The following is a 24,547-nucleotide window of genomic DNA, read 5'->3' as shown; positions in this document are numbered from 1 at the left end:
ATAACCACCAAATCAAAAATATGAAAAAATGGGTCAAAAAGTTATTAATAAGCCTGGGAATTCTGCTGCTGATTCTTCTTGCCGCGAATTTCGGTTTGAATATATGGCTTAAAACCCAGCTTCCAGATTATATCAAGAAAAACACAAATTACAAAGTTTCCTATAAAACCCTGGATGTGGATTTGGGTTCAGGAAACATTTTTGCTGCGGGAATTACCGTAAACAGCAAAGATCCTCAAAATACGAATGTTATTGGCCTCCAGGGAACGATCGATACATTGAAAATCAGTCGTTTTGGGATTTATGATGCTATTTTTAATAAAAGAATCAGTTCATCAGACCTTCTGCTGACGAAGCCGAATTTAAATATCAGCCTTGCAAAACCGGTAGACCGTAAAACCGGAAAAAAACGAAATCCTTTTCTGTTTGAAAATATCAGAATCAATAAAGGGACGATCAATATTTTCAAGCATACCAAACAGAAATTTTTATCTGTTCAGCAGCTTGATCTGTTTGTAGAAAATCTGCAGATGAACGAAGAATCATTAGAAGATAAACTTCCTGTGGTTTTTGACCGATATGATATTAAAGGAAAGAATTTTTTCTTCCGGCCGAATGAGGTGTATGCCGTCACGACCAATACGATCACAACTTCAAACGGGCAGATGTCTGTCGAGAATTTCCGGCTTATTCCGCTTCTGTCTTTCAGCCAGTTTAAAAGATTTTATCCTCAAAAACCCAAACTCTTTGAGTTTTCCATTCCCAAAATGGATTTTAAAGATGTGGTTTTAGCTAAAAATAAAATTTCCCTGGCCAATGCTGATTTCCAAAATCCTGTCTTTACTGTCTATAATACAGGAGTAAAAGCCAAAAAGCGGGAGAAAAAGCTAAATTTTGAAGTTAATTTAGAAGATATAAAACTTACCAATGCCTCAGTACTGATCAATAAACCTGATGGAAACAGGCTACTATCAGTAAAATCACTGAATGTAAAAGTTAATCAGCTTAAATTGGATAAGGTGACTGCAGAAGAGGTAATTCCTGTAGGATATAAAGATTTCCATTTTTCTGGAAAAGATATTCAGTACTCCAATCAGCAGAATTTTATGGTTGAAAGCATTGCTTTAAACCCCAAAAGCGGCGAAATCAGGAACCTGATATTGTCTCCCGGAACTCCGGAAGCGGGAAAAGGTTCGATGGATCTGAAAATCGGACATATTGCCTTTCATATCAACAAGCTTGAGTTTGTAGAAAAAAAACTTAATCTGGACCTCAAAGATATCCTTGTTGAGAATGTAAGCGGAACTATAAAAGCAAGCGAGAATAAGCCCCAAAAGAATCCTCGTCCGGGAATTATAAATTCGGTCATCGTCCGGAAAATGTCCCTTAAAAATTCTGATATCATTTATGACAAAGGAAAACAGCCGCTGGCCTTTCATGATCTGAATGCGACGGTCAATACCATTGAAATAGCACCTAAACCTAATAATCAAGGGCTTTCTTTCAAGGTGAAGGATTATTTCCTGACCACGCGGAACTTTGCGTACAGAACACAATTTTACAATCTGAGCGCCGGGCTTTTAAAATTAAATAAAAACAAGATACAGGTTAATAATTTTGTGATGAAACCTCTCATTTCAAGAGCCCAGTTTATCAAAATGATACCTGTGGAACGCGATCTGTATGACTTCAAAGTTTCCCAGATCTCAGCAGACGGACATTGGGATTTGTTCTCAGATCATCAGTCAATCAACGCATCCAATGTGACGGTTCTTGGGGCGGATGCCAATATTTTCAGAAGCAAAATCCCGAATGACGACCCAAAAGTAAAGCCGCTATATTCTAAACTGCTCCGTTCCATAAAAATACCATTGACGGTTAATAATCTGGATCTGAAAAACTCAGTTTTAGTCTATGAAGAAGATACTCCGGAAAGTGCAGGACCAGGAAAGCTGGCCTTTGCTAATTTTAATATGAACGTTAAAAACCTGAACTCTGCAAAGACAAAAGGAAAGCCTACAAAAGTTGATATCAGGATCAACTGTTCGTTTATGAATCTGGCGCCGCTTTCTGTGAACTGGAATTTTGACGTAGCAGATCATAATGACGGTTTTGCCATTTCAGGAAAAACATCCAACCTCCCGGCAAGCGGCATTAATCCATTTATCAGGCCCTATCTGCATGTAACGGCTACTTCCGGAACGATCCAGGAAATGTTGTTTAATTTCAAAGGTAATCCTGCGGGGCTGCATGGAACATTTAACCTGAAACATAAAGATCTTAAAATTGCAGTCCTGAATAAGGACAACCATGAGAAAAAAGGATTACTGACGGCAGTTGCCAATCTTTTTATCAGATCTGATTCCGGGAGATTTCCGGAATCCGTGGCCGTGGAAAATGTTGAACGAGATCCCACGAAGTCATTTTTTAATCTTTTCTGGAAAGGAATCGAGCAGGGGTTAAAGAAAACTCTTATCGGAAAGAATGTTGACAAAACAGAAAAAACGGTTAAAAAAGCAGTCACTTCTGTAAAGGAAGTAAAGCAGACGGTAAAAGAACTGAAGCAGGAGATCAAAACAAAAAAGGAAGAACCTAAGCCACAGGAAGAGAAAAAGGAAAAGAAAGGCTTTCTAAAGAATGTGTTCAAGAAAAAAGAAAAACCCGAAGCTGAATAGTTTCGGGATGTATCTTGATGTTCTCATTGAAGTGAGATCAGAAATTAAATTCGTCGCTTTCCTGCACTGGAATATCTCTTAGAAATTCATCAAATTTTTCACCAGGATAGTTGCTGTCTGCTCCATAAGAATCTATGATCATTCCTCGGTTTCCGGCATTGTCTTTTACGACATATAATACCGCACTATCATCCGGGTTACTGTCGCCTTCGAAACGGTATGTTTTTAAAATGGTAAGTTCAGACGGCTGATACACTTTTTCCGAATTTTCAAATTTCATTTCGCAGTTTTCATTCATTCTGAATTCCCGGTGTATTCCTCTTCCCGCAAGGGTATTCATGACCTGGCTTAAGGTGGTCATTCTATCGCTATACTCAGAATTATCCATAATATTTTTTTTAAAGTAAGTACAATAATTAAACCATTAATCTGGTAAATTTAATTAAAAAAGCGATTATGTTTTTGATCGAAATAAAGTTTAATGTTAACAAAATTTATAATTTGAAACAAATAAATAGGTATGCTTTTTGCAGTAACGACATTAATAAATCGGACAAAATATGAAAAAAGAAGTTGGCGTTTTACTGGCAGGAGGTGTTGGTCTTTTGGCAGTATTAGGTTTTATTGGACTAAAAAAGATACTGACTAAAAAAGATAAAAAATATATTGATACCTACTCGGATTATCATAGACATTTTGATGAAAAAAACCACGAAGATGAATATCATGGAGTGGAGTTTTATGCGCTGAAGTAGTAAAAGAATATATTTTAATTATGTTGAAATCCGGTTCCTTATTAAAGGAGGCGGATTTTTTTTGTGGATAACTTTAATGTTAAAACTCATTATTTTATAGAAAAAGCATTCTAATTTTACATGACCATGCAGAACGAAAATTTCATAAAAGGACAGGGAGCACAGCGGAACGTTATTAATCGTTTCGACAGGTATAGCTATGAGCCTGAAGATGAAGATTTCGAAGCGGTAAAGACCACTTTTACAGAAGTTTTTCCTAAAACCATTGTCAATCAGGTGAAAAGCGAGGATCTTCCCATGGAATATTCTATGAATCCCTATCAGGGTTGCGAACACGGATGTTCCTACTGCTTTGCAAGACCCACTCATGAATATTGGGGCTACAGCGCAGGAATTGATTTTGAAAGACAAATCATGGTCAAGAAAAATGCTCCGGAACTATTGGAGAAATTTTTTCAGAAAAGAGGCTATAAACCTGCACCCATCCTTCTTTCGGGAAATACCGACTGCTACCAGCCTGCAGAAAGACAGTTTGAGATCACCAGGAAATTGCTTCAGGTGTGTCTGGATTACAGACATCCTGTCAATATTCTGACAAAAAATGCACTTGTTCTGAGAGATCTGGATATTTTAAAACCTATGGCAGAGCAGAATCTGGTTTCTGTATCTTTAAGTATTCCTACTATTAATGAAGATCTTAGACGAAAAATGGAACCGCGGACCAGCTCGGCCCCTAATAAATTAAAAGCGATAGAGGTTCTTACAGAGAACAAAATTCCTGTACATGTTATGGTGGCACCTATCATTCCGGGATTGAATAGTGATGAACCATTGGCTATTTTAAAAGCAATTTCAGAGGCAGGAGCTTTGAGTTTCGGTTACACCCTGGTACGGCTGAATGACACGGTAGAACCTGTTTTTGTAAAATGGATTGAATCTCATTTTCCGGACAGGGCACAAAAGGTTTTGAATCTTATCCGTTCTATGCGGGGCGGAAAACTCGGAGATAAAAGATATTTTGAACGACAGAGGGGAGAGGGTAATATCGCTGAAATGATTCACAATACATTTAAAATCGGGAGAAAGAAATTTTTCGAAGGCAGAGAATTTCCCAAATTATCAAGTGCCAACTTTACAGGAGCAAAAGATCAGCAGTTACGGCTGTTTGAGTAATTTAAAATTTTCCGGGTTTATATTTTGATAAGTAAAAGAAAACCACCCCAAAAGGATGGCCTTTCACATATAAGTCGATTTTTTCTAATGAATAATGGGCTCTTCACCATCAGGACAAAGAAATTCACTGCGGCATAAGGCGCGATAAGTAATTCCGTCACTACATACATAAAAACAGTCTCCGGGATAAGGGTAACTTATTCCTCCTGAAATAGTTTTCAGTTTGCTTTTAGTCAGCTTTTTTAAATTTTTCATATTATTTTTATTGGGTATGTCATAAAGATAATTAAAATAATATTAAATCAATCAGCTTTGAATTATTTTTAATATGTATGATTTGGTAAATCTTACGTTGGGCTTATTTCCGTTGTTCATTGGAATTTTAACGATGATTTGTCTTATTTGAAATGGCAGAAAAAGATGCTTTTTTTGGATTAAAACTAAAAAACCGCTCCAAAAGGAACGGTTTTTTTTATTCGGTATGATTTTCAATCTTACATAGTGTTGTCCGGACATTTGAAATCATCACTGCAAGTGGCACAAACTACGGTACCGTTGCAATAATACATACAGAATTCCGGTTCCGGAAGTTTAATTCCTCCTGCTCCGGAAATGCTTTTTAATTGGCCTTTGTCTAGTTTTTTTAGATTTTTCATATTGTTTTAATTAAAAATTTGATAGTAAAGTAAATATAATTAAAATATTTTTAACCAAAATCAAATATGGTAGATTTTTATATTAAATGTTTTCAGACAAAGAATTATCCACTATAAATATCATTTTATAGTGAATAAAATGGTTTAAAGCTTTGATTGTTAATGAAAAAATATTTAATTTTAAATAAAACAAAGCGTTATCCGAAAAGCTGATAGAGTAGGAAACCTAAAAACAAAAACTATGAAAAATCTAAAAAAACTTTCCAGAGAAAACCAAAAGAAAATTTCTGCCGGAGATCTGACACCTTCTTTCTGCTTTGAAGGAGAAGGGCCGGGTACCGGAGGCTGCTCAGCGGGTCAGATCTGTTCCGGAGGCAAATGTGTACCCTATGTAGATCCCGGAACCGGAGGCGGAACTGGCGGCGGCGACACCTACACGTGTATTTGTCCCTGGGGCACTTTTACGCAGACCACTCCATGTCCTGAATTTTATTGTATTACAGGGTAAAACCCATTACAACAAACTATAACTGTGAAGGATTTAAAGAAAATTGAGTGAAAGGATCTGAAAAATATAATTGGAAAATCAAGAAAATGTTTGGAGATAAGAGATACATTTGAAAACCTTTGTGAAGAATTGGCAGGTATGGGATGCAATCGATTTAGCAGCTGTGCGCTGTCCTGTGAAGGAATGCCTTGCGGGCTTGGTTTTTAGCCAGTTGCGGGTGTGAAAAATAAAAGTCAATAATTAATCTGAGAGTTACAACACAGTGTGGATAACTAAAATACAGATCAATTATTGACTTTTTTATGTTACTTTTTGATAAGACCTAATTCTATAAGTCTTTCATGTAAAAACTCTCCAGCAGTAGTATCTTCATACAGCTTAGGATTGTTTTCGTCAATACAGTTTTCAAGAGCATTAAGCGACATTCCGCTTACCGGATGCATGAAGAAAGGAATTGAATATCTTGAAGTTCCCCACAATTCTCTTGGTGGATTGACCACTCTGTGAATCGTAGATTTCAATTTGTTGTTCGTATGTCTTGACAACATATCTCCAACATTGATCATCAATTCGTCCGGCTCTGCAATAGCATCTATCCATTCCCCATTATGGTTTTGAACCTGTAAGCCTTTCCCCTGAGATCCCATCAGCAGGGTAATCAAATTGATGTCTCCATGAGCTGCAGCTCTTACGGCATCATCTGGCTCCTGAGTGATTGGCGGATAGTGGATTGGTCTTAAAATAGAGTTTCCTTCTGCGATCTTATCGTCAAAATAAAACTCATCCAAACCAAGATACAATGCCAAAGCTCTTAGCACATACTTCCCTGTTTTTTCAAGCATCTGGTAAGTTTCTTTACCTACCTCGTTGAATTTTGGAAGTTCGTCAACGATTACGTTATCAGGATATTCCTGTTTGTATTTTGAATCATCGGACACATACTGTCCAAAATGCCAAAATTCTTTCAGGTCTCCTTTTTTGAAACCTTTTGCAGTTTCTTTACCGAACCCTACATAACCTCTCTGCCCTCCAATTCCGGGAATCTCATACTTCTGTTTAGTTTCCGTTGGAAGTTCAAAAAAGTTTTTCACCTCTCCATATAAGCCTTCTACTAATTGATCGTCAAGAAAATGGCCTTTTAAGGCTACAAAACCAATTTCTTCGTAAGCTTTTCCGATTTCATTTACAAATTTCTGTTTGCGTTCCGGGTTGTCCGAAAGGAAATCACGCAGGTCTACACTAGGTATTTTATCCATTTTTAGAAATTTAACGTGGTGCAAAATTACATCTTTTTTGAATTAAATGTTTTTAGAATTAAGTATTTATAAGTTAAATTTGCTGTATGAAAAAATATTCTTCAAAGAGAAGTATTCAGATACTTGCCCATCTTCTTCAGCAGTACGGAATTTCAGATGTCATCATTTCCCCGGGATCCAGAAATGCACCCCTGGCGATTCATTTTTCAGAAATTGATGCATTCAACTGTTACAGTATTGTCGATGAGAGGAGTGCAGCTTTTGTGGGAATAGGTATGGCTAAGAGTGAGAAAAAACCAGTGGCAATAACTTGTACCAGCGGTTCTGCGGTGGCCAATTATTACCCGGCAGTCACAGAAGCTTTTTACCAGAATGTTCCGCTTTTGATCCTGACTGCCGATCGTCCTACAGATTTTGTAGATATTTTTGATGGGCAAACCATCAGACAGAAGGATATTTTTCATCAGCATTCTTACGGGGACTTCCAGCTCGTGGAAGACAGCAAAGAAAATGCGGAAGACATTAATTTTGACATTATTAAAAAAGCAATCGAGCTCTGTTTTGAAAAACAGGGGCCGGTACATATCAATATTCCATTGGAAGAGCCTTTGTATGAACTGGTTTCGGAACTTCCTTCTTTTCCTACCGTTGAAAAAACGATCAGGCATAAGGAGTATGAGGTTCCTTCCAACTTAATTGCAGACTGGCACACCTCCCAAAGGATTATGATTCTGGTGGGAACCAGAGATTATAGCCCGGAGTTGGAAAACCAGTTGACACAACTTGTGAAAAATCATTCTGTTGTTGTATTGAGTGAAGCAAACTCCAATCTGTATCATGAAAAGTTCTTCAGACATATTGACCGTTATATCTTCAATTTCACAGAGGAAGACTATAAAACCTATGCTCCGGATCTTCTGATTACAGTAGGGCAGAACGTAGTTTCCAAGAAAGTAAAGCAGTTTCTGAGAAATGCACGTCCCAAAAAGCACTGGCATCTGGATGAAGTCTGGCAGCCGGATACCTATTTCTCCCTTACAGAAAAAGTGGAGGTGAAGCCTGAAGTTTTCTTTTCTAAACTTTTAAAATTTATCAATCTTGAGCCAAGACCTTATTTTAATCTTTGGGATGTTTTAAGGGATAAAAAAGATGCTAAACACGAACTTTTCCTTAACAAAGCGGAATTTTCAGATTTTTATTTCTTTAATAAAGCTTCGCAGACGATTCCTCAAAACTATAATATTCACTTCAGTAATTCTTCAGCGATCAGATATGCGCAGTTGTTTGATTTCGGGAAAAGAAAAATGTATTGTAACAGGGGAACGAGCGGTATAGATGGCTCTACTTCTACAGCGATGGGGTTTGCTATAAAAAATGCCAATCCGACACTGCTTATTACAGGAGATTTAGGGTTTTTCTATGATATCAACGGGCTTTGGAATCAATACATCCCACCGTTTGTGAGGATCATCATTTTCAATAACGGTGAAGGGAATATCTTTAAGATCATTCCGGGACCCGGAAATGCGAATCCCAATACTTTAGACGAGTTTATTGCAACCAAGCACCGCAAGCATGCTGAACATTTAGCAAAACATTTCGGCTTCTCCTACATTAAAGTGGAAGATGAGCCTACGCTGGACAGAGTGCTGGAGAACTTCTTTAAACCAGATCTGCAGCCGAAGATCCTGGAAGTGAATACATACGGGAAAAACAGCGCAGATGTTCAGAAGGCCTACTTCGAGTTTATGAAAGGAAATTAATAGTCCAGGTATTCTTCGTTTCCCGGCAGATTGTTAATCTTGTCGATAGGATAAATAAACATATTGTCAAAATCATTCAGGGCATTAATCAGTTGGAAATGAGAAAACTGTTTAATGTTCTGAAGGGTGACTTCAGTTTCTTTTATTTTCTTATGTTTCAGAAGGTTCTGTCTCTGTACTCCGTTCAGAAGGTAAGTATTGGGCGTAAACCAGTCCTTCCCTTTTAGGAAAAGAATATTGGAAAAAGAAGTATCTGTGATGTGGTTGTTTTTGATAATAATGATCTCCTCTGCTTTGGATTTCATCTTCATTTTCTCCAGTTCTTTACGGTCCTCAAACTTGAAAGAATAATCAAAAATGTTATTTTCAACCAGCTGGAAGCTTTGTATCTCGGGAATCGCGTATGGAATCATCTGGGTTCGGACTCTTTTATCAAGGTCATAAGAAAGTCTCAGCTTGAACAGACCGTCTTCATCATGTTCAAGGTTTTTGAAAATCTTACCCAGATCAATAGAGCCCTCTTTTCCGAAATGGGCAAACGTCTGGTTAACACGTTTTTGATGTAGTTCCAAAAGGAAAATATCCTGATCTTCTACCTTTATGCTTTCAATGAATTGGGACATAGATTTTATTTTTCATTTCCTGATATTCGTCTTCTAATTTACTCATGTGTGTTATACCGCCACCACTTTTGAAATAAAGGAGGTCTCCTTCTTTTTCAATAAAGCGTATCATAACGCAGCTGTCGAGGTTCTCACCGTCAAACCAGCCGCATACTCCGGTATAATATCCTCTGTCGTATCCTTCTGCTTCCAAGATTATTTCCAGCGTTTTGGGCTTTGGAGCTCCGAGAATTGATCCGGCAGGAAGCAGTTTTTTCATCATGCTTCCGATCTTTCCTTCAAACTCCGGCTTTACCTTTCCTGAAATTTCAGAACTCATGGCATACAGATCTTTCTGTTGGGTTCTGATGAGTTCTATATGCTGAAACTGATCAACTTTTACATCATCTGCTACCATGCTCAGATCATTTCGAAGAAGATCCACTACAGTATAATGTTCGGCTTTTTCTTTTTTGTCATTTTTCAAAACTTCAGCCGCGTTTTCCAATGATGCATCAATAGTGCCTTTCATAGGATAGGTTAAAATTTTGCCGTCTATAATCTTTACAAAAGTTTCAGGAGAAAAAAATACAAAAAAATCTTTACAAAACACTTTGTACTTTGCAATTGAGTGATAAAAAATTTCTTCGAGGCTTAAATTCGTCTGGACTTTGGTCTTTCTGGTATAATTGGCAAGGTAAGAATTTCCGAGACGGATATTTTTCTGAACTTTGTCAAATCCTTCTTTAAAGCTTTCCAGCGTCTCAGGAAACGCCGTCCACTCAATTTTTTTATTGAGATTATGTTTCTGTTCTGAGTTTGAAAAGCTTTGAAAATCAATTAATAAGCCTGATTCTTTGATTTTATCTTCTCGATACACTTCTACATTTTCCGAAAGGAAATCGATCATGAAAAAATAGGGAACCTTCTGAAGGGAAAGTTCGTCCATTTCCAGAAATTTTTGATGATTCATTGAAAACATCCTGCAAAAATAATTAATGATGACTACTTTTGTGTAAAATTTTTTTGATGCAGAGTAAATATCCTCAGAAACCGGGAATAGATTTTATATTGAAGCAGGCTTTTTTCTATTGGAATAAGACCCTCTTCTTTCAACTGGTATTTTCAATCTTCTATTTTGGAATCTTTTTTTCAGTGCTTTTCTTCTTAGACGGAAGGTATGGGGTTTTAACCCAGTACATAGAAGCCGCTAAAAATGTAAACCTGGGGATGAATGCCTCAGAACAGATGTTAAAGATGCAGTCCAATCCCGGACTCATCTATTTTTCCTGGGCTGTTATTGGAACAATGGTCTTTCTTTATCCCCTGAATATTGGCTTTTATCATATTTACAGGAAGATTGACCTGAAAGAAAAACTAGAGCTGGGAGATCTTCTTGTGGGATACAACGGGCTTAATTTTTTCAAATATATAGGATATTATATTTTCTGGTTGTTTGTCTATATCTACACATTTCAGACCATTATACTTGGTGTTGCGTGGGTGATGGTCACCATTTTTGTGGCCCCGCTGATGTTTTTTACAGACAAAAGGATTTTTGAAGCGATTTCTTTAAACTTTCAGGCGCTCAGAAAGTACTTTCTGGAAATACTGGTATGTATCATAGTCGCTCTTTTCTTTAAATATATCGGCTTCGCACTGTTTTTTGTGGGTGGTCTGTTCACGTTTCCTTTTTGGAATGCCATGATTTATTCCCTGTATAAAACAATTTTCTCGGAAAAAAGTTAAAATTTACATAGGTTTAATATGTTTTTTTACTAAAATAAGTTAATTTTGGTAAAAATCATTAAATATTAAACTATGTCAGAATTTAACGAATTTGATCAGCAGGGGTCCATTCCGAACAAAGATACGGGATCTATTATTTCGCATTCTTTTGAAATGTATAAGGGAGTCTTCTTATACGGTATTGTAGCAATGGTAATTTACATGATAGCAGGTTTTGCGATCCAGTTCATTACCGGATTCAATTCTGCTTCCATGATGGAGGAAATGAAAGATGCAGGAGGGGATTATTCTTCCTTTAGCTACTGGAATGTACCGGGATTTTCGCTTTACCTTTCATTGTCAGGTCTTTTGGGAATCTTAATAGCTCCAATATATGTAGGTTTAATCTACATTGTTAATAAGTACAATACTAAAAGCCAGATCGATTTTGCTGATCTGTTCATCGGATACAAACAGAATTTTGTTAATATCCTGATCTACAGTATTATTTCAGGGATTATTTCCAGTGTTGCGATGGCATTGTGTTTCTTCCCGTTCATTTTTGTTTACCCTTTCCTTTTGTTGGGTTATCCCATCTTATTATTTGAAAACGCATCAGCTACTGAAGCATTAGGAAAGTCTTTTAATATTGCAAAAGAAAATTATGGAACGTTTCTTGGAGCAACGGTTGTAGGAGGCTTGATTTCTATTGCAGGAGTTATTTTATGCGGTATCGGTATTATTGCAACAGCGCCATTTATGATGATTGTTATGTATTCCGTTTACTGTGCATTTTTAGGAAAGCCAAGACAGATTGAATTTAAAAAATAAATATGATAAATAAGGATAAGCAGATAAGCAACGTTGCGATAAAGCAGGTCGCTTTGCTGGCTATAATTTTGGTTTTGGCTGGGTTAATCTGTTTTAACCTTTCCCTTTTTATACCGTCCGTTCTCGGGGCGATCACCATTTATGTGGTCTGCAGAAGGTATAATTTCTATCTGCAGGAAGAAAAAAAGTGGAAACCCTGGCTCGCAGCCCTTGTTTTGATGCTGGCAAGCCTTGTTATCCTTATTCTTCCCATCTATTTTATTGCCGATCTGCTGATTGAGAAACTGGGAAATGCCCAGGTTTATATGACTAAATTCAATGTATTTCTCGATAAAATACATTCATATATCTACTCTAAAATAAATTTTGATATTCTCAGCAAAGAGAATATGGATAAACTAAAGAGCTCTGCCGGAAGGGTTTCTACTTCTGCAGTTAGCGGGACTTTCAACACTCTTACTGTGGTGATGTCTATGTATTTTATTCTTTATTTTATGCTGGCAAGTCCGAGGTTGTTTGAGAGAATTCTCAGTTCTTCCGCTCCATTAAAGAGAGCTAATATTTCTTTGATCGGCGAGAAACTTAGAAAACTGATCATGGCCAATGCCATTGGAATACCTGTTGTAGCATTAGGACAGGGGATTGTAGCACTTATAGGGTACTTCATTTTTGGAGCACCAAGTCCAATCCTTCTTTTCGCATTGACGGCTGCAGCTTCTATGGTTCCGGTTGTTGGAGCAGCTATAATTTATGTTCCAGTCTGTATCTTTATGATCGCAGAAGGGAATACGGGTCAAGGGCTTGGCCTTGCTGCCTATTGTTTGATCGTTGTAGGGCTTACCGATAACCTGCTCCGTTTTACGCTCTTAAAAAAGCTGGAAAATATCCATCCGCTGAATACCGTATTCGGAATTATCATGGGGATGAATTTATTTGGTTTTATGGGGCTTATTTTCGGACCCATTCTTATCTCGTTTACCTTACTGCTTGTTCAGGTGTACAGAAATGAATTTTCGGATGAAGATACACCGCCTGAGCTTGAGTTGCCCAATGGAGATAATGATCAGGAAAATAGAGTTGATTTAATTGTATAAAAGTGGAGGGAGTAAATTCAGAAATATTAAAAGAGATCTGCATCGTCAAGATGCCTTTTGGAAAATATCAGGGAACAGTGCTTGCTGACCTTCCGATAAGCTACCTGGAGTGGTTTAACAGAAAGGGAATGCCTGCTGGAAAGCTGGGTATGCAGCTTGCAACGGTTTACGAAATTAAGCTGAATGGTCTGATGGAGTTGCTGATACCAATCAGGGCTTCTTTGAGATAGTAGGTTTGTTCCAAAAAATCATAAATTTAGGGGCGGCATCTTCGATGCCGCCCCTAAATTATTTTATATCAATCGATTATTCTTTTAAAGCCGCAATCTCATCTCTTAGCTTGGCTGCTTTTATAAAGTCAAGATTTTTAGCTGCTGCTTCCATCTCTTTTTGCTTCTGCCCGATGATTTTTTCAATGTCTTCCCCTCCATAGCTGGCTTTTGTTTCCGCTGCTTTTTGCAGGATTTCCTTTTGGGTATATTTTGGATCAGGGAAATCTTTGCTTCTGCCGACCAGATTTTCAGAGATCTTTTTATTTAAGGCTGTTGGAACCTTATTGTTGTCTTTATTGTATTGTATCTGCTTTTCACGGCGATAGTTTGTTTCATCTATCGTTGCCTGCATAGATTTTGTCATTTTATCGGCATACAGAATAGCCTTACCGTTAAGGTTTCTTGCAGCACGGCCCACCGTCTGAATCATTGATCTTCTGCTTCTTAGCATTCCTTCCTTATCTGCATCCAGGATGGCCACCAAAGAAACTTCAGGTAAGTCCAAACCTTCTCTCAATAGATTGACCCCAATCAAGACATCGAAAAGTCCCACACGCAGATCGTGCATGATCTGGATACGTTCCAGCGTTTCCACATCCGAGTGGATATATCTTGTCCTGATCCCGAACTTTACAAAATATTTAGTCAGTTCCTCAGCCATTTTCTTGGTTAGGGTGGTCACAAGAACCCTTTCGTCAGCATCAGATCTTTTCTGGATCTCTTCCATTAAATCATCAATCTGGTTTAAACTTGGTCTCACCTCAATGATAGGGTCGAGAAGACCGGTCGGACGGATGATCTGTTCAACGTACGCTCCCCCGGATTTTTCAAGCTCATAGTCTGCTGGTGTTGCAGAAACATAAATGACCTGATTTTGAATAGATTCATATTCTTCAAATTTCAATGGTCTGTTGTCCATCGCAGCAGGAAGACGGAATCCATATTCCACTAAAGCTTCTTTTCGGCTTCTGTCGCCGCCGTACATAGCGTGCACCTGAGGTACTGTAACGTGGCTTTCATCAATAACCATGAGATAGTCCTTCGGAAAATAATCCAATAAACAGAATGGTCTCGATCCCGGGAGTCTGCCATCTAAATACCGGGAATAATTTTCAATCCCGGAGCAATATCCAAGCTCTTTTATCATTTCCAGATCGAGCTCAGTTCTTTCTTGTAATCTTTTGGCTTCCAGTGGTTTTCCTATTTCGCTGAAGAAATCCACCTGTTTCACCATGTCATCCTGAATATTCTTAATCGCTCCGTTCAATGTTTCTTTTGAAGTAACAAAAAGGTTGGCAGGATAAATCTGAATTTGGTCAAAACTCGCAGTAACATTCCCTGAAACCGGATCAAAACTCTGAATTTTTTCGATTTCATCACCATAAAACTGAATTCTCACCGCATTATCTGCATAAGCAGGAAATACATCTATCACATCTCCCTTTACCCTGAATGTACCTCGTTGAAAGTCGCTTAAGGTTCTGGAATATAAAGCATTAACTAGCGAGTGAAGAAAAGCCGTTCTCGTCACTTTCTCTCCAATAGCAATTGATATCAATGACTTATGGAACTCTGCGGGATTTCCCACACCATAAATGCAGGATACTGAAGCAACGATTAAAACATCCCGTCTTCCGGAAAGTAAGCTTGCAATAGCGGAAAGACGTAGTTTTTCAACTTCTTCATTGATGCTCAGGTCTTTTTCAATATAGGTTCCCGTTGTCGCAATGTAGGCTTCCGGTTGATAATAATCATAGTAACTTACAAAATATTCTACAGCGTTTTCAGGAAAGAATTCTTTAAATTCCATAAAAAGCTGTGCTGCCAATGTTTTGTTGTGGGCCATGACAATCGTTGGTTTTTGTACATTTTGTACAATATTGGCAACGGTAAAGGTCTTTCCGGAACCTGTCACTCCCAGAAGGGTCTGGTATTTTTCGCCGATCTCAATACCTTCGGTAAGTTTTTCGATCGCTTGTGGCTGGTCGCCGGTAGGTTTATATTCTGACTGAAGATTGAAGTTCATAGGAAATGATGTATACAACAAAAATACGAAAGAAATTTTTAGCCTTCATAAAGTATTTGGAGATGAATAGTTGGATCATCCATTTTTCATCCATCTGTGCTGAATACAAAATAACAAAAACGCTACACGGGTAGCGTTTTTTCTTATGATGGATTTACTGGAAACTCATTGTGGCTGGCAGCTTATAGATGCTTGCTATAGCTTTTCCATTTCTTGTGGCTGGTTTCCAGGCAGCTCCATTATTTACTACAGTAATGGTTTTGATCATTTCTTTATTGAAATTTTCATTATCACCTGAAGCTGTTATCTGACTTACTTTCCCGGTTTCATCAATGTGTATAAATGCCGTTGTTTTTACGAATTTCTCTTTTCCGCTAAATATGTTGGTATCAAGCGTTGATACAACTTTTGAACGAAGTGATTTTACCCCTTCAGGAAATTCCGCAGGGATAATATCCTTGTCCTGTTGCATGTTTACATTTGTGTTAATACCTTCATTGCTGGCTGTTTTTCTTGGAGAAATAGTATCCGAAACTACTTTTACCATTTCATTTTTGATTCCCATTGCGGACTGTGGTTTTACGTCCACTGTTTTTTCGAAATAATTTTGGGCAGTCAAATTAGCTTGTGGCGATTGATGTTTTTTTGGCGTCCCCGCATTGTTGGAGACCTGCATGGTTGATGAAATTCCCGTTCCTTTACTGTTCGCTTTTTGAGTGTCTGCTGTAAGCGCGGGGCTGACAGCGTATGTCCTTTCCGCGAATAAAGCCGCAGCGGTAATCATTGCTGTGATTCCAGCCGCTTTTTTCAGGACAACGAATTTTGATTTTTTTGTGGTCATCATAATAAATCGTTTTTTGGTGTTGTTAAAATTAAATGAATGGGTGAGTGGCAGATTCTGACGGGTAATAATCTCTTTAAGGATTAGATTCTGATACTCTTTAATATTGAAGCTGTTATTTAAAACAACTTCATCTGCAAGAAATTCATGATTGGTAAGGATCGCCTTTTTATAAAGAAAGAGAACAGGATTAAACCAGGTGAATATCTTAATAATATCCAGAAAAATGAGGTCCAAGCTATGTTTTTGGTCAATATGGCCCTTCTCATGGAGAAAAATCCTTGTATCAACCCTATTGTTTTCTATGTAAGTCTCACCTAAATAAATGGTGTTCCAAAAGCTAAACGGCGGAATGTTTTCTTTTGTTACTATAATGCTGTGATTCTGATATATCCGTTTTTCACCTTGTATTCTTTTAACAGCCCTGATCGAAAGAATACTTCTTATCAGTAAGAGAAGGGTAACCACTCCATAGATGATCCATATGGCAGTCATCCAGTTGAAACTTTCCTGTTCAGGCTGAGCAAGGGTGATTTGCTGTGCTGCATCTTCAAACAGGATTTTAACTTTGTTCTCAGGTTTTGGAAGATGCAGTGTGATAGAGATGAACGGGATCACATACGAAAAAATCAATGAAAGCAACAGATAAAACCGGTTGAACCGATACATTTTCTCTCTCTCCAAAAAAAAGTAGTACACACCGATGAAAATGGAAGAACAAAGAATGATTTTTAGAATAATGGGTAACATATTATTCCTTTATTTGCTGGTCTATAATGTCGCGGAGTTCCTTCAGCTGCTTTTGACTGAATTGAGCATTCGTAGTGAAAAAAGAAGCAAACTGAGTCACCGAGCTGTTGAAAAAACGGTCAATCATAGAGGTCATTTCCTCGTTGAAATATTCCCCTTTTTCTACTTTTGGATAGTATTCACGGGAATTTCCATACAGTGTATAGCCTACCAAATCCTTATTCTGCATTCTCTTCAGCAGGGTAGCGATGGTAGTGGCTGCGGGTTTCGGGTCCGGATAAGAATCCAGAATATCTTTCATGAAAATGCGCTTCTTTTCCCAAAGGATTTCCATTAGATTTTTCTCCGAATCGGTTAACTTTATATCTTTCATTCTACAATGTTGTAATTTATTCTACAAATGTAGAATAAAAATTTAGACCTGCAAATTTTTATGGCATTATTTTTCTATCTATCTTTTTATCATCTAATCACAACACTATGAAATTCAATCCTATTTACGTACCAGCGCTCAGTGTTTTTTTACTTTTGTCTTCGTGTAATAAGAACAATGCCAATGCCCAGCAGACCGGAAGCGATGGCAGTGTAGAAACTGAAAAGCCCAATACAAACTATAAACCTGCTTTCAAGGGGCAGACCAGAATCAAGGCAGTAAAAACATCTACCGCTTATAAGGTGGAAGTCCTGAATAAAGATCTTGGAAGGCCCTGGGGGATTATCAATCTTCCGGACGGGAAATTCCTGATTACCGATAAAAACGGCCACATGAACGTAGTTTCTGCAGATGGAAAAAAGGTTTCTAAAATTGATGGATTTCCAAAAGTAGATGCAAAAGGGCAGGGAGGAATGCTGGATGTAGCCCTTGATCCGGATTTCAAATCCAATAATATCATTTATTTCAGCTTTTCAGAACCTTTTGGAGAAGGGAATTTGACTTCTGTAGCGAAAGGTAAACTTTCGGCAGATCTCAGAAATATTTCAGAAGTTAAAGTTATTTTCCGTGCAGAACCTTCTTATGATGGTGACAAGCATTATGGAAGCAGGCTTGCATTTGACACAGACGGAAACCTGTTTGTAAGTACGGGAGAAAGATCGGATAAAGAAACGCGGGTGTATGCCCAGAAAACCGACAATTATTTAGGTAAAATTTTAAAAATCACTAAAGACGGTAAGCCAGCTCCGGGAAATCCGTTTATTGGAAAACAGGGATATAAACCTGAAATTTATGCCTATGGGGTAAGAAATCCACAGGGAATGGCGATAGATCCAAACGGAGCCCTTTGGGATGTTGAAATGGGCCCAAGGGGAGGAGATGAAATCAATCTTATACAACCCGGAAAAAATTACGGCTGGGGAGATGTCACATACGGAATTGAATATTCAGGAGCCAAAGTAGGAAACGGAATTACCCAAAAAGAAGGGACGGAACAGCCCGTATATTACTGGGATCCTGTGATCTCACCAAGTGGAGTAACTTTCTATACCGGAAACATCGAAGAATGGGAAGGAAACCTTATCATCGGATGTCTGAGTGGTGAACACATCAACAGGATTGTGATGAAAGATAATAAGGTAGTTGGCGAAGAACGTCTTCTGGCCGATCAAAAGGAACGCTTCAGAGATGTTCTCAATGGTATGGATGGCAATCTTTATGCAGTAACCGACAGCGGAAAACTCTATAAAATTTCAAAAAAATAAAAGAAAATCTCCAGAAATTTTCTGGAGATTTTTTTTAGTGATTTGTTTCTAAAACTTAAAATTAAGTCTTGCAAAGGCCTGTCTTCCTGAAAAACCCATCTGTACAGGATCGAAGATTCCTCCGGATTCTGTATTGCCGTCTACAGCAGCAGTTTGTAGTGTTGGATATCGGTTAAATAAGTTCTTACTGCCAATGGTTAGATTGAAATTCTTGGAAAACTCATATCCGAAAGAAATGTCAGTGGTTACTTTAGCGCCATAAAGCTGGTCAGCATCATTATATCCTATTAATTTCACTTTATCAAATCTTACGAGCTGAAGATTGGCGTTGAACTTATCAATCTTATAATTTAAATTCAGATTGATTTTTGTTTTCGGAGCAGAAGCTAAGATAAATGCTCTTTCTCTCGGGCTCATGTAAATGTTTTCTTTTCCTTGAAGTTTATCTGAAGTATTGACCTTGGTAATCTCCATTTCATTATAATTTCCTGCTAACGTGGCAGAAAGTTTACCCGGGCCAAGATTGTCGGTATAACTTACAATGATATCAACACCTTTTGTTCTGGTATCTATGGCATTGGTGAAAAACTGCGCCTGATCAATATGATTCTCAGCAAGAATTTCGCCTATCGCATCGTCATCCTGGGAAAAGTTGCCGGTCAGTACAATTCTGTCTTTTACCTTAATATAATAGCCGTCTACCGTTGCCGTGAATTTTCCCGTGTTAAAAGTAAATCCAGCGCTTCCGTTTAGTGAAGTCTCCTGTTTTAATTGTGGGATGCCTACCGTTTTTGCCAGATCACTGTCGTTAGCCGCAAGCTGTATGGTCACAAGATTTCCTCCCTGGAAATTCGTAAACTGCAGGCTGTAGTATTTCTGTGCCAGAGAAGGCGCCCGGAATCCTGTAGAAACGGAACCTCTGAACGCAAATTGAGGGGTAATTGCATACCGCGTGGCAAATTTACCATTCAAAGTACTTCCGAAATCATTGTAGTTTTCAAATCTTCCGGCCACGCTGATCATCCAGTTTTTAGTAATGTCAAGTTCGGTATCTACATACGCAGCAAAATTATTTCTGTTTTTATTAAACTCCTGCGAATAGCCGGGAAAGCCTTGGGAACCGCCGGGACGTACATCTCCTGAAAGAGGATTGGTAACCAGCAGGTTTCCGGGTGTATTGGAAGTAACAATATTTCCATTGATATCATACATAGCATAAGACGCTTCTTCTCCCTTAATGATTTCAAATTCTTCATACCTGAATTCAGAGCCTAAGGCTACGTTTAATCCTTCCAGTACTTTAAACTGTTTGGAAGCATTAAATCCTGTTGTATTCTGCAGAAGAGAATGTCCTCCCGCATTAAAACTTGTCGGTGATTTTATTCCTAAAGTAGCATTGATGGTATTGTCGATTTGATAAGTAAATCTATTGCTCCCGAATGCATTATAAAAATCTACATCCCAGTCTGCCACTTTAAATTTTAGCCCGTTGTCAAACGTGAAATCTGTAATGGTAGTATTTTCCATAGGATTAAAACCATTTGGGTACACCTCAGGAATATTTCCGTCCGCATCTGCGCTTCTTGTCCATGCATAGGCATTCGTCTTACGGTAGGAAAATCCCTGGCGAGAATAAAACTTCAATCCGTCAGATAATGGCAATTCTACATTGCCGAAGAAATACATATTCTGAGATTTTGCATCTCCAAACTTCTCTCTTGGAGAAGAATAGCCCTTTTCCGGGTTTGCATTTCTTATGGTACGGTCTTTATTGATAAATTCTACAGTGAAATTACCGAAACCTCCTTTGTTGCCAATTTTTGTTCCCAGATTTCCACTGAAATCAAAAGTAGTTCCGTCTATTTTATGATCTGATATGACATCTTTGTTTCCCGGGCTTTTAAAGAGATTCATTCCGTAAAATGCATTGCCTTCAAAACCCTGATTTCTGTCGTTAAGGATAACGTTGATTACTCCGGCTATCGCATCAGATCCATATTGGGCCGAAGCTCCGTCGCGGAGAACTTCAATTCTTTTAATGGCACCAATGGGAATCGTGTTCATGTCTGATCCGGTATTTCCTCTTCCTTTTGTCCCGAAAAGGTTGATCAGTGAGGATTGGTGATATCTTTTTCCGTTCAATAAAAGAAGGGTTTGGTCTGGCCCCAGCCCGCGAAGTGTTGCAGGATCTACAGAGTCTGCACCATCTGATCCGGATTGTTTATTTGAATTAAATGAAGGGGCACTGAACTGAAGAAGCTGATTCACTTCTATCTGCCCTGTCGATTGGCTTACCTGCTTGATATCAATCACATCGACAGGGACGGGTGTATTGGTAACCGTTCTTTTTTTATTCCGGCTCCCAGTAACAGATACCTCCTCTATTTTTGATTCTTTGGAGATGGTATCATTGGTATTTTGCGAGTAAAACATCGATACAGTCCCTAAAAAAAGAACACTGGTGTATATTATTTTCATATTCCATATTGGATTTGGTGATTGTTTCAAAAATATTGAATTTCATCCTCAAATCAATGTGAAATCTCGCTATTGTGTACGATTTTTTTAAATGAAGTTTATTTTTAGTTAATTTTAGTAAAATATTAATTAAATTGTTATAAAAAGTGGATTTTTTTAACCTTAAAAGCTTTTGATAATTCGATTAAGACCTTCCTCCAGGATTTCTTTTGACGTAGAGAAACAAATCCTGATATGTCCTTCAGCTCCTTTTCCAAACCATCGTTCAGAACCGGGAACAATGGCGACTTTCCCTTCTTTTAAAACATGTTGGGTAAAGGCGTCACTTGAAAACCCGTTTTCAATTTTTGGGAAAATCACAAAGGTAGCTTCAGGTAAATTCGGGGTTAAAATACCAGAGTTGCTGAGTATGCTGTAGGCAAGATCTCTATTGTGCTGAAGATGAGTCAGGAAGTCATTGAACCAGGGTTTAGCCTTCTCTATAGCCACACTTGCGGCGATTTGCGATAAAGTGGAAACGCCTTCAATGGTTGAATTGAACTCGGATTTCTCTGTAAAATCCTCCAAAAGTTCCTGATCGTTACATAAAACAGCACCAATTCTTAATCCTGCGATTCCGAAGGACTTAGAAAATCCAAAAACGGTAAAGCTTTTTTTCTTGGCAGCTTCTGAAACTGAAGAGTAGGTATTGAATTCTTTTTTGTCAAAAACAATATCACTCCAGATTTCATCACTCATTACCCATAGATCATGAGCTTCAGCTATTTCAGAAATCTTTTTTAAAACTTCTTTAGAATAGACCCTTCCTACCGGGTTGTGAGGATTACAGATGCTGATAAGCTTTGTTTTGGAAGAGATGAGGGAAGTCAGCATTTCAAAATCAATTTCTCCGGTTTTAGAATCAACAGAGCATAGTTTGATATTTCCACCTGCTGCTTCAACTGTTTTTTTGAACAGGAAATCAACGGGATCGAAGATAATGGCTTCATCACCGGGTCCCAAAACATATTTTGCCACCAGAAACATACCTTGGGCAGCACTGTTGACTGCTAAAACATTTTCCGGGGTAAAGCTTCCATTTTTTTCGGTATTGAAATGGTCTGCCACACTTTTTTTGAATTCAGGAATTCCTGAAAACGGGCCATAGCTCAGATAGCCGTCTTTTATATAGTCAATAATTCCCTGCTCGATCTCGGATGACATTCTGAAATCCGGATCTGCTGCTGTTAAAGGAATGATCCCGTCCTCCAGGGTTGCCCATCTTCCGTTGTAGGCTTTTCTTTTAAGGGCTTCGAAATTGATATCTTGATGTGTAAACATATGATTATTTGTATGAAATGGGTAATGTATTTTTTTGCTGTTCTTTTAATGGCAGGAGGAATTGGTTCAATAGTGCTCTTCCGTTATTGATATGAATTTCAATTTCAGCCTTTCTCTCCTCATTATACTTTTCGAAGGTCTCGGAAAGCGTATTTCCTTCCATTAAGAGATTGGTCAGCATAAAAGAGTCTTTCAGGGCTGAGGTAACGCCCTGGCTTGTAAAAGGAATCAATGGATGGGCTGCATCGCCTATGAATACCACATTTTCGTGATAAAAGGGATTAAGCTTTTCTAATTCATAAACTCTCCAGATATGTGCATTTTCATAAGATGAATCATTGATAATAGAGGAAACCAGAGGATTCCAGTCACCGAAATTATCGAGAATGAACTGTTTGATGCAATCAGGGGTGTAATCTTCATTGATAAAGAATCTGGTAATATCAAACTGGCAGTACCAGAGAATTTTTGTTGGGGAAAGCTTTAAGACTCCGAAAGTAAGACCGCCATCTTCATGATGAAACTTCAAAAAATTATTGTCGAGTTTGCTGGCGATTTCTTCATTTTCTATGATATTTACCACTTCATTTTCCAGGACAGCTTTCATTTTTTCGTCTTCAAAAGTTTTTCTCCTTATCCTGCTTCTGGAACCGTCTGAAGCGATCACAACATCAGCTTCTAAAGATGCAGTGTCATTGATCGTAATGCACGCTTTTTTTTCGGAATAACCATTAAGGGTGACTGTTGTGTTGTATGATATCTTATCGGCAGGTATACCTTCGGCCAAAATCTCTATCAAAGTACTTCTTGAAACCACAAAAACATCTTCCAGGTCTTTTTCGGAAAGAATCTCACCGTTTTGATGGTAATGAAGATACTTTTTCAAAAAACGGCCCTTTGTGTAGAGATCATTGATATCAATAATGTTGGAAAGAAATTCAATACCTTCTTTAGGAAGGATAAATCCATGTCCTTTGAGGTCATTTTGGGTTCTCCTTTCGTAGATATGGTAGTCGATATTGTTTTTTTCCAAATAATTGGCCATGCTTAATCCCGATACTCCTGCTCCAATGATTGCAACTTTGTACATCCTTATTAGTTTAAATAGTGTTATTAGTTTTTATTAAAAATCCAAAGATCTCCGTTTTTATACTTTTTGCGGGAAACTTTGTTTTCTTCTGTGAGTTTCTGAAGTTTTTCAAATGCTTTTTCGAAAGACATATTTGAAAGGACTGCAAATTCCTGAGTCGTTAAAGTGGGATAAATGGCGAATAGCTGATCAGGTTCTAAAGAATATTCTTCTTTTTTAGCGTCAGCGCTTATTTTTTTTATTCTGTGTTCAAAATCTGCGTAAGGCTTCACTCCGTAAAGGATGTCTAAAATTTCATCGTCTTTGGTAAAGATCAGGGTAGGAAAGCCTCTTACCCCAAGCTGACGTCCAAGATCAAGGTCTTTTTTGAATTCGATCTGAGCTTTGGATTCATAATCTTCTTTCCATTGACTTACATTTAATCCGGATAGTTCCGCCGCCTTTTCAAGATGTTCAAGTTTTGTGATGTTTAATTTGTCAAGAAAAACCATTTCCCGGAGAACCCTCAGATAGACTACTGCTTTCTTCTTATCCTGCATTTGTGCAGCTTTAAAAGCAATTGACGGTGGATATGAGGAATTTAACGGGTCCGTAATCCAGACACCTCCTTCAATAGGCATTTGGTAATATGGGCTTACTTCTTCCCAATGGTGGGCAACATCACTGGGCTTGCTGATTCCCCCGGAATTGTAAATATCCCAAGACGGTAAAAGTCCTCCCATTCTATAATCTAATTCTACAGCATTTCCGTATTCTAATTTCAGTTTTCTCAACTGTGGCTCAATTCCCCAGCAGGAAGAGCAGATAGGGTCTGTATAATAAATAATTGTGATCTTGTCTTTGGTGCCGTGCAGCTGTTCTGCTGAAGATTCTGCATCTGGTGTTTCAAGGATTTCACATACACCTTTTTCGTAATCGCAATTGAGAAGAGGATTCTTGTTCATATTATTGGTATTTGAGTTAAATAAGTTAATGAATAAAAGTAGATAGGTAAAAATGTCCAAAATGATTTTTTTGGTTAACATAATATT

General features: G+C 38.0%; 23 protein-coding genes. 10 read left to right on the top strand and 13 right to left on the bottom strand.

Annotated features, from left to right (window positions below; genetic code table 11):
• Positions 1 to 20 precede the first annotated feature (20 nt).
• On the top strand, positions 21 to 2,675 hold the full coding sequence (locus tag NZD88_RS12790; protein WP_259829648.1) for a hypothetical protein: 2,655 nt from the start codon (positions 21 to 23) through the stop codon (positions 2,673 to 2,675).
• 37 nt (positions 2,676 to 2,712) lie between these two features.
• Here NZD88_RS12790 and NZD88_RS12785 read toward each other — a convergent pair whose 3' ends face one another.
• Entirely contained in the window at positions 2,713 to 3,063 is a 351-nt protein-coding gene (locus NZD88_RS12785; protein ID WP_259829643.1) for a hypothetical protein, read from the bottom strand.
• A 172-nt stretch (positions 3,064 to 3,235) separates the two neighbouring features.
• Here NZD88_RS12785 and NZD88_RS12780 point away from each other — a divergent pair, with 172 nt between their 5' ends.
• Positions 3,236 to 3,430 carry a hypothetical protein gene (locus NZD88_RS12780; RefSeq protein WP_259829641.1) on the top strand — a complete coding sequence of 65 codons (195 nt, stop codon included), beginning with the start codon at positions 3,236 to 3,238 and terminating at the stop codon, positions 3,428 to 3,430.
• Between the two features lie 126 nt (positions 3,431 to 3,556).
• Positions 3,557 to 4,603, top strand: coding sequence for a PA0069 family radical SAM protein (locus NZD88_RS12775; RefSeq protein ID WP_259829639.1), 1,047 nt, complete (start codon positions 3,557 to 3,559; stop codon positions 4,601 to 4,603).
• An 84-nt stretch (positions 4,604 to 4,687) separates the two neighbouring features.
• On the opposite strand, the gene NZD88_RS21380 is transcribed toward NZD88_RS12775, so the two are convergent.
• Positions 4,688 to 4,858 (bottom strand): bacteriocin-like protein, encoded by a 171-nt coding sequence (locus tag NZD88_RS21380; RefSeq protein ID WP_423738666.1) that lies wholly within the window; start codon positions 4,856 to 4,858, stop codon positions 4,688 to 4,690.
• A gap of 239 nt (positions 4,859 to 5,097) precedes the next feature.
• The gene (locus NZD88_RS12770; RefSeq protein ID WP_164466347.1) at positions 5,098 to 5,259 is read right to left on the bottom strand and encodes a bacteriocin-like protein; all 162 of its coding nucleotides are present in this window, start codon (positions 5,257 to 5,259) and stop codon (positions 5,098 to 5,100) included.
• A 241-nt stretch (positions 5,260 to 5,500) separates the two neighbouring features.
• Between NZD88_RS12770 and NZD88_RS12765 the strand changes: the two genes are divergently transcribed.
• Complete coding sequence (locus NZD88_RS12765; protein ID WP_259829638.1) at positions 5,501 to 5,767, top strand: bacteriocin-like protein; 267 nt, start codon at positions 5,501 to 5,503, stop codon at positions 5,765 to 5,767.
• 305 nt (positions 5,768 to 6,072) lie between these two features.
• Here NZD88_RS12765 and NZD88_RS12760 read toward each other — a convergent pair whose 3' ends face one another.
• Positions 6,073 to 7,023, bottom strand: coding sequence for an isopenicillin N synthase family dioxygenase (locus NZD88_RS12760; RefSeq protein WP_259829635.1), 951 nt, complete (start codon positions 7,021 to 7,023; stop codon positions 6,073 to 6,075).
• Positions 7,024 to 7,109: 86 nt separating this feature from the next.
• Between NZD88_RS12760 and menD the strand changes: the two genes are divergently transcribed.
• Entirely contained in the window at positions 7,110 to 8,786 is a 1,677-nt protein-coding gene (gene menD, locus NZD88_RS12755; RefSeq protein WP_259829634.1) for a 2-succinyl-5-enolpyruvyl-6-hydroxy-3-cyclohexene-1-carboxylic-acid synthase, read from the top strand.
• On the opposite strand, the gene NZD88_RS12750 is transcribed toward menD, so the two are convergent.
• Both NZD88_RS12750 and NZD88_RS12745 read right to left on the bottom strand, forming a co-directional pair.
• Positions 8,783 to 9,409: an aminotransferase class IV gene (locus tag NZD88_RS12750; RefSeq protein WP_259829633.1), complete on the bottom strand. Its 627-nt coding sequence runs from the start codon at positions 9,407 to 9,409 to the stop codon at positions 8,783 to 8,785. The two genes, menD and NZD88_RS12750, sit on opposite strands and share 4 nt — an antisense overlap.
• Positions 9,393 to 10,370: an aminodeoxychorismate synthase component I gene (locus tag NZD88_RS12745; protein ID WP_259829631.1), complete on the bottom strand. Its 978-nt coding sequence runs from the start codon at positions 10,368 to 10,370 to the stop codon at positions 9,393 to 9,395. The genes NZD88_RS12750 and NZD88_RS12745 overlap by 17 nt, the downstream gene beginning before the upstream one ends.
• A 47-nt stretch (positions 10,371 to 10,417) precedes the next feature.
• On the opposite strand from NZD88_RS12745, the gene NZD88_RS12740 reads away from it, so the two are divergent.
• From NZD88_RS12740 to NZD88_RS12725, 4 genes are all read left to right on the top strand, one after another.
• The gene (locus tag NZD88_RS12740) at positions 10,418 to 11,137 is read left to right on the top strand and encodes a hypothetical protein (RefSeq protein ID WP_259829629.1); all 720 of its coding nucleotides are present in this window, start codon (positions 10,418 to 10,420) and stop codon (positions 11,135 to 11,137) included.
• A 72-nt stretch (positions 11,138 to 11,209) separates the two neighbouring features.
• Entirely contained in the window at positions 11,210 to 11,947 is a 738-nt protein-coding gene (locus tag NZD88_RS12735) for a beta-carotene 15,15'-monooxygenase (RefSeq protein WP_259829627.1), read from the top strand.
• 2 nt (positions 11,948 to 11,949) lie between these two features.
• Positions 11,950 to 13,041 (top strand): AI-2E family transporter, encoded by a 1,092-nt coding sequence (locus NZD88_RS12730; protein ID WP_259829625.1) that lies wholly within the window; start codon positions 11,950 to 11,952, stop codon positions 13,039 to 13,041.
• A gap of 2 nt (positions 13,042 to 13,043) precedes the next feature.
• Positions 13,044 to 13,271, top strand: coding sequence for a DUF3820 family protein (locus NZD88_RS12725; RefSeq protein WP_259829623.1), 228 nt, complete (start codon positions 13,044 to 13,046; stop codon positions 13,269 to 13,271).
• Between the two features lie 76 nt (positions 13,272 to 13,347).
• On the opposite strand, the gene uvrB is transcribed toward NZD88_RS12725, so the two are convergent.
• The 3 genes from uvrB to NZD88_RS12710 all read right to left on the bottom strand — a co-directional run bounded on the left by uvrB (position 13,348) and on the right by NZD88_RS12710 (position 17,303).
• Positions 13,348 to 15,339, bottom strand: a complete 1,992-nt coding sequence (uvrB, locus tag NZD88_RS12720; protein ID WP_169233337.1) for an excinuclease ABC subunit UvrB — start codon at positions 15,337 to 15,339, stop codon at positions 13,348 to 13,350.
• 154 nt (positions 15,340 to 15,493) lie between these two features.
• Positions 15,494 to 16,930, bottom strand: a complete 1,437-nt coding sequence (locus tag NZD88_RS12715; protein ID WP_259829622.1) for a M56 family metallopeptidase — start codon at positions 16,928 to 16,930, stop codon at positions 15,494 to 15,496.
• Between the two features lies 1 nt (position 16,931).
• Positions 16,932 to 17,303, bottom strand: coding sequence for a BlaI/MecI/CopY family transcriptional regulator (locus tag NZD88_RS12710; RefSeq protein ID WP_259829621.1), 372 nt, complete (start codon positions 17,301 to 17,303; stop codon positions 16,932 to 16,934).
• Between the two features lie 107 nt (positions 17,304 to 17,410).
• Here NZD88_RS12710 and NZD88_RS12705 point away from each other — a divergent pair, with 107 nt between their 5' ends.
• Positions 17,411 to 18,628 (top strand): PQQ-dependent sugar dehydrogenase, encoded by a 1,218-nt coding sequence (locus NZD88_RS12705; protein ID WP_259829620.1) that lies wholly within the window; start codon positions 17,411 to 17,413, stop codon positions 18,626 to 18,628.
• Positions 18,629 to 18,676: 48 nt separating this feature from the next.
• Here the strand turns inward: NZD88_RS12705 and NZD88_RS12700 are convergent, their stop codons facing one another.
• From NZD88_RS12700 to NZD88_RS12685, 4 genes are all read right to left on the bottom strand, one after another.
• Positions 18,677 to 21,106 (bottom strand): TonB-dependent receptor plug domain-containing protein, encoded by a 2,430-nt coding sequence (locus tag NZD88_RS12700; RefSeq protein WP_259829619.1) that lies wholly within the window; start codon positions 21,104 to 21,106, stop codon positions 18,677 to 18,679.
• A 162-nt stretch (positions 21,107 to 21,268) separates the two neighbouring features.
• Positions 21,269 to 22,426: a pyridoxal phosphate-dependent aminotransferase gene (locus NZD88_RS12695; RefSeq protein WP_259829618.1), complete on the bottom strand. Its 1,158-nt coding sequence runs from the start codon at positions 22,424 to 22,426 to the stop codon at positions 21,269 to 21,271.
• A 4-nt stretch (positions 22,427 to 22,430) separates the two neighbouring features.
• Positions 22,431 to 23,516 carry an FAD-dependent oxidoreductase gene (locus NZD88_RS12690; RefSeq protein WP_259829617.1) on the bottom strand — a complete coding sequence of 362 codons (1,086 nt, stop codon included), beginning with the start codon at positions 23,514 to 23,516 and terminating at the stop codon, positions 22,431 to 22,433.
• A 23-nt stretch (positions 23,517 to 23,539) separates the two neighbouring features.
• Complete coding sequence (locus NZD88_RS12685; protein WP_259829616.1) at positions 23,540 to 24,460, bottom strand: DsbA family protein; 921 nt, start codon at positions 24,458 to 24,460, stop codon at positions 23,540 to 23,542.
• Positions 24,461 to 24,547: the final 87 nt, after the last annotated feature.

Source organism: Chryseobacterium pyrolae, from assembly GCF_025153485.1.
Lineage (GTDB): Bacteria > Bacteroidota > Bacteroidia > Flavobacteriales > Weeksellaceae > Chryseobacterium > Chryseobacterium antibioticum.
This window is presented reverse-complemented; position numbering and strand designations above follow the sequence as displayed.

Coding starts and splice junctions, on each gene's coding strand:
- NZD88_RS21380 (WP_423738666.1), bottom strand. CDS start 4,858: ATGAAAAATTTAAAAAAGCTGACTAAAAGCAAACTGAAAACTATTTCA.
- NZD88_RS12710 (WP_259829621.1), bottom strand. CDS start 17,303: ATGAAAGATATAAAGTTAACCGATTCGGAGAAAAATCTAATGGAAATC.
- NZD88_RS12715 (WP_259829622.1), bottom strand. CDS start 16,930: ATGTTACCCATTATTCTAAAAATCATTCTTTGTTCTTCCATTTTCATC.
- NZD88_RS12705 (WP_259829620.1), top strand. CDS start 17,411: ATGAAATTCAATCCTATTTACGTACCAGCGCTCAGTGTTTTTTTACTT.
- NZD88_RS12730 (WP_259829625.1), top strand. CDS start 11,950: ATGATAAATAAGGATAAGCAGATAAGCAACGTTGCGATAAAGCAGGTC.
- NZD88_RS12780 (WP_259829641.1), top strand. CDS start 3,236: ATGAAAAAAGAAGTTGGCGTTTTACTGGCAGGAGGTGTTGGTCTTTTG.
- NZD88_RS12750 (WP_259829633.1), bottom strand. CDS start 9,409: ATGTCCCAATTCATTGAAAGCATAAAGGTAGAAGATCAGGATATTTTC.
- menD (WP_259829634.1), top strand. CDS start 7,110: ATGAAAAAATATTCTTCAAAGAGAAGTATTCAGATACTTGCCCATCTT.
- NZD88_RS12770 (WP_164466347.1), bottom strand. CDS start 5,259: ATGAAAAATCTAAAAAAACTAGACAAAGGCCAATTAAAAAGCATTTCC.
- NZD88_RS12745 (WP_259829631.1), bottom strand. CDS start 10,370: ATGTTTTCAATGAATCATCAAAAATTTCTGGAAATGGACGAACTTTCC.
- NZD88_RS12785 (WP_259829643.1), bottom strand. CDS start 3,063: ATGGATAATTCTGAGTATAGCGATAGAATGACCACCTTAAGCCAGGTC.
- NZD88_RS12740 (WP_259829629.1), top strand. CDS start 10,418: ATGCAGAGTAAATATCCTCAGAAACCGGGAATAGATTTTATATTGAAG.
- NZD88_RS12690 (WP_259829617.1), bottom strand. CDS start 23,516: ATGTACAAAGTTGCAATCATTGGAGCAGGAGTATCGGGATTAAGCATG.
- NZD88_RS12790 (WP_259829648.1), top strand. CDS start 21: ATGAAAAAATGGGTCAAAAAGTTATTAATAAGCCTGGGAATTCTGCTG.
- NZD88_RS12765 (WP_259829638.1), top strand. CDS start 5,501: ATGAAAAATCTAAAAAAACTTTCCAGAGAAAACCAAAAGAAAATTTCT.
- NZD88_RS12735 (WP_259829627.1), top strand. CDS start 11,210: ATGTCAGAATTTAACGAATTTGATCAGCAGGGGTCCATTCCGAACAAA.
- NZD88_RS12700 (WP_259829619.1), bottom strand. CDS start 21,106: ATGAAAATAATATACACCAGTGTTCTTTTTTTAGGGACTGTATCGATG.
- NZD88_RS12695 (WP_259829618.1), bottom strand. CDS start 22,426: ATGTTTACACATCAAGATATCAATTTCGAAGCCCTTAAAAGAAAAGCC.
- NZD88_RS12775 (WP_259829639.1), top strand. CDS start 3,557: ATGCAGAACGAAAATTTCATAAAAGGACAGGGAGCACAGCGGAACGTT.
- uvrB (WP_169233337.1), bottom strand. CDS start 15,339: ATGAACTTCAATCTTCAGTCAGAATATAAACCTACCGGCGACCAGCCA.
- NZD88_RS12760 (WP_259829635.1), bottom strand. CDS start 7,023: ATGGATAAAATACCTAGTGTAGACCTGCGTGATTTCCTTTCGGACAAC.
- NZD88_RS12685 (WP_259829616.1), bottom strand. CDS start 24,460: ATGAACAAGAATCCTCTTCTCAATTGCGATTACGAAAAAGGTGTATGT.